At 74.1% G+C, this 4,615-nt stretch carries 3 protein-coding genes and 1 pseudogene; all 4 read left to right on the top strand.

Features of this window, described 5'->3' with window-relative positions:
- Nucleotides 1–2,482 (top strand): translation initiation factor IF-2 (gene infB, locus ACFUVW_RS19725; RefSeq protein WP_430572994.1); only part of this gene is annotated, 2,482 nt, incomplete at its 5' end.
- A 103-nt stretch (nt 2,483–2,585) separates the two neighbouring features.
- Nucleotides 2,586–3,044, top strand: a complete 459-nt coding sequence (rbfA, locus tag ACFUVW_RS19720) for a 30S ribosome-binding factor RbfA (RefSeq protein WP_430572993.1) — start codon at nt 2,586–2,588, stop codon at nt 3,042–3,044.
- Nucleotides 3,041–4,015 (top strand): tRNA pseudouridine(55) synthase TruB, encoded by a 975-nt coding sequence (truB, locus tag ACFUVW_RS19715; protein ID WP_430572992.1) that lies wholly within the window; start codon nt 3,041–3,043, stop codon nt 4,013–4,015. The genes rbfA and truB overlap by 4 nt, the downstream gene beginning before the upstream one ends.
- A gap of 111 nt (nt 4,016–4,126) precedes the next feature.
- Nucleotides 4,127–4,615 (top strand): annotated as a pseudogene (locus ACFUVW_RS19710) (bifunctional riboflavin kinase/FAD synthetase); the annotation flags it as partial.

Here is a 4,615-nt window from a genome sequence, read left to right as displayed (position 1 = left end):
GACCCCTGGTCCGCGTCCCGCGGCGCCGAAGCCGGCTCCGGCCGCGCGCGAGCAGCGCGACGGCGGCCGTGACGGTCGCGACGGCGGCAAGGGCGGTCGCGCCCCGCGTCCGGGCAACAACCCGTTCGCGTCCAGCCAGGGCATGCCGCGCCAGGGGCAGCGCCCCGGTGGCGCCGGTGGTCCCCGCCCGGGCAACAACCCGTTCGCGTCGAGCCAGGGCATGCCTCGGCCCGGCCAGCGCCCGGACCGCGGCGAGGCTGCGCCCGAGCGCTCCGGCGAGCGTCCCGGCGGTCCCCGTCCGGGCGGCCCCCGCCCCGGCGGCCCGCGTCCCGCGGCGCCCCGCCCCGGCGGTCCGCGCCCGAACCCCGGCATGATGCCGGGCAAGACCTCGATGCCGCGCCCGGGCGAGCGCCCGGCGCCCTCGGGTGGCGGTCGCGGCGGCGGTCGCGGTGGCGGCCCGGGCGGCGGCGCCGGTGGCGGCTTCCGCCCCGGCGGCGGCGGCTTCGGCGGTCGTCCCGGCGGTCGCGGCGGTGCCGGTCGCGGCTCCACGCAGGGTGCGTTCGGTCGCGCCGGCGGGCGTCCGGTCCGCGGGCGCAAGTCGAAGCGGGCGAAGCGCCAGGAGTTCGAGCAGATGCAGGCGCCGTCGCTCGGCGGCGTGCAGGTCCCTCGCGGCAACGGCTCGACCGTCGTCCGCCTGCGCCACGGCTCGTCGCTGAACGACTTCGCCGACAAGATCGACGCGAACCCCGCGAGCCTCGTCACGGTCCTGTTCCACCTCGGTGAGATGGCGACCGCGACGCAGTCGCTCGACGAGGACACGTTCGGCACGCTGGCCGCCGAGCTCGGCTACGTCATCGAGATGGTGTCGGCCGAGGAGGAGGACCGCGAGCTGCTCGGGTCCTTCGACATCGACCTGGAGGCCGAGGAGGCCGACGAGTCGGACGAGGACCTCATGCCGCGCCCGCCGGTCGTCACCGTCATGGGTCACGTCGACCACGGCAAGACGCGTCTTCTCGACGCGATCCGCCAGACCGACGTCGTCTCCGGCGAGGCCGGCGGCATCACCCAGCACATCGGTGCCTACCAGGTGCGCCGCGAGCACGAGGGCGTCGACCGTCCGATCACCTTCATCGACACCCCGGGTCACGAGGCGTTCACCGCCATGCGTGCCCGTGGTGCCCAGGTGACGGACATCGCGATCCTCGTGGTCGCCGCCGACGACGGCGTCATGCCGCAGACGGTGGAGGCGCTCAACCACGCCCAGGCGGCGAACGTGCCGATCGTGGTCGCGGTGAACAAGGTGGACAAGGAGGGGGCGAACCCCGACAAGATCCGCCAGCAGCTCACCGAGTACAACCTGGTGGCCGAGGAGTACGGCGGCGAGACGATGTTCGTCGACGTCTCCGCGAAGCAGAACCAGGGCATCGACCAGCTCCTCGAGGCGGTGCTGCTCACCGCGGACGCCTCGCTGGACCTGCGGGCGAACCCGGACAAGGACGCCCGAGGCGTGGCCATCGAGGCCAACCTCGACAAGGGCCGCGGCGCCGTCGCGACCGTCCTCGTCCAGTCGGGCACGCTGCGCGTCGGCGACGCCATCGTCGCCGGCACCGCGCACGGCCGTGTCCGCGCCATGTTCGACGAGCACGGCACCGCGGTGACCGAGGCGGGCCCGGCCCGTCCGGTCCTGGTGCTGGGTCTCGCGTCCGTGCCGAGCGCGGGCGACACCTTCCTGGTGGCGCCCGACGAGCGCACCGCCCGTCAGATCGCCGAGAAGCGCGAGGCCGCCGAGCGTGCCGCACTGCTGGCCAAGCGCCGCAAGCGCATCAGCCTCGAGGACTTCACGAAGGCGCTCGAGCAGGGCAAGGTCGAGACGCTCAACCTGGTCCTCAAGGGCGACGTCTCCGGTGCCGTCGAGGCCCTGGAGGACGCGCTGCTCAAGATCGACGTCGGCGACGAGGTCGAGCTGCGCGTCATCCACCGCGGCGTCGGTGCGATCACGCAGAACGACGTCAACCTGGCCACGGTCGACAACGCGATCATCATCGGCTTCAACGTGAAGTTCGGCGAGCGCGTCGAGGACCTCGCGGACCGCGAGGGCGTCGAGGTCAAGTTCTACTCGGTCATCTACCAGGCGATCGAGGACGTCGAGGCGGCCCTCAAGGGCATGCTCAAGCCGGAGTACGAGGAGGCCCAGCTGGGCACGGCGGAGATCCGCCAGGTCTTCCGCTCCTCGAAGTTCGGCAACATCGCGGGCTCGATCATCCGGTCGGGCACCATCCGCCGCAACACCAAGGCCCGGGTGAAGCGCGACGGCAAGATCATCGGGGACGACCTGACGATCGAGTCGCTGCGTCGCGAGAAGGACGACGTCACCGAGGTCCGCGAGGGCTTCGAGTGCGGTATCGGCCTCGGGTCGTTCAACGACATCACCGAGGGTGACATCATCGAGACCTTCGAGATGCGCGAGAAGCCGCGCGCCTGACGGTCGCGCCGCAAGGTTCAGCCCGACGGCGTCCCGCCCCGCCCCGCTTCGACAGGAGCAGGGCAGGGCGGGGCGCCGTCGGCGTCGAGAGAGGGAGACACACATGCCCGGCCCCAAGGGCGACAGGCCCGAGAACCCGCGTGCCCGCAAGCTCGCGGACCGCATCAAGGAGATCGTCGCGCAGCTGCTCGACACGCGGATCAAGGACCCGCGGCTCGGGTTCGTCACGGTGACCGACGTGCGCGTCACCGGCGACCTGCAGAACGCCTCGGTGTTCTACACGGTGTTCGGCACGGACGAGGAGCGGGCGGGCACCGCCGCGGCGCTGGAGAGCGCCAAGGGCATGATCCGCTCGGAGGTCGGCAAGCAGACGGGCGTGCGGCTCACCCCGACCGTCGAGTTCTTCCTGGACTCGATGCCGGAGAACGCCGCCCACCTGGACGCCGCCCTCATCGAGGCGCAGCGCCGGGACGCCGAGCTCGCCGCGCTGCGCGAGGGCAAGGGCTTCGCCGGCGAGGAGGACCCGTACCGCAAGCCGCGCGAGGACGACGAGGCAGAGTGAGCGGCCCGCTCGCATCGACGGAGCAGCGCCCGCCCCGCCGCCCGACCGCGCCCGACGGCTTCCTCGTCGTGGACAAGCCCGCGGGCTGGACCAGCCATGACGTCGTCGGCCGGTGCCGGCGGCTGGCGGGCACCCGCAAGGTCGGGCACGCGGGGACCCTCGACCCCATGGCGACGGGCGTGCTCGTCGTCGGGGTCGGCCGGGCCACGAAACTGCTCACGTACGTGGTCGGCGCGGACAAGGCGTACGACGCGACGATCCGCCTGGGGGTCGCCACGACGACCGACGACGCGGAGGGCGAGACCGTCGAGACGGCCGGCGTCGGTGAGGGCGTCGACGACGCCGACCTGGCGCGCGCGGTGGCCGCGCTGACGGGCGACATCCGGCAGGTGCCCACCACGGTGAGCGCGATCAAGGTGGACGGCAGGCGTGCCTACGCGCGCGCCCGGGCGGGGGAGGACGTCGTCCTGGAGGCCCGGCCGGTCACGGTGAGCCGCTTCGACGTGCTCGGCTCGCGCACCGCGACGACGGACGACGGCGTGGCCGTGCTCGACGTCGACGTGACGGTCGTCGTGTCCTCGGGGACGTACGTCCGGGCGCTCGCCCGCGACCTGGGCGCCGCGCTCGGGACGGGCGGCCACCTCACCGCCCTGCGCCGCACCCGGGTGGGTGGCTACGACCTCGCCGGCGCCAGCACCCTGGAGGAGCTCGAGGCCCAGGCCGACGCCGACGGCGTGCTCGCGACGCTCCCGCTCGCGGACGCCGCCCGTGCGACGTTCCCCGTGCGCGAGCTCACGGCGGACGAGGCACGGGCCCTCGGCTACGGCCAGTGGGTGCCGGCCAGCGGCGACCGCGGCACGGTCGCCGCGATCGGCCCGGACGGCACGCTGGTCGCGCTGCTGGAGGACACCCGTCGGCGGGGCGAGGCGCTGGCGAAGCCCGTGCTCGTGCTCGCGCCGGCGGACGGGTGACCGGGGAGCGGAGCACCGGCGCCGGCCCGCGGGGCGCGGCGGTCTATCCTTGACGGTCGGCACCCGGTGCGGGCGCCGACCAGCCGACCTCGACGAGACGGAGCGCGACGCGTGCAGGTGTTCACGGACCTGGACCAGGTCCCCGGCGGCTTCGGCCCGTCGGTCGTCACGATCGGCAACTTCGACGGCGTCCACCGCGGCCACCAGGCGGTGCTGGGGCGCCTCGTGGGCCTGGCCCGCGCCGACGACCGCCTCGCGGTGGCGCTCACGTTCGACCCGCACCCGGCCCAGGTGCACCGCCCGGAGACGGCGCCCGAGCTGCTGACCGGGCTGCGCGACCGGCTCGACCTCATGGGCCGCGCGGGCCTCGACGCGGTGCTGGTCGTGCCGTACACGCTCGACCTCGCCTCCCAGACGCCCGAGGAGTTCGTCACCCGCTACCTCGTCGACGGCCTGGGCGCGCGCACCGTCGTCGTGGGCCACGACGTCCGGTTCGGCAAGGGCAACGCCGGCACGCTCGCCACGATGGTGGAGCTCGGCGGCACGCACGGCTTCGAGGTCGTGGCCGTGGACGACGTCGGCGAGTGCGCGCCCGGCAGC

Source organism: Isoptericola sp. NPDC057391, assembly GCF_042668085.1.
Taxonomy (GTDB): Bacteria; Actinomycetota; Actinomycetes; order Actinomycetales; family Cellulomonadaceae; genus Isoptericola.
Note: the sequence above shows the minus strand (reverse complement) of the source record. Positions and strands in the feature narration are given on the sequence as shown.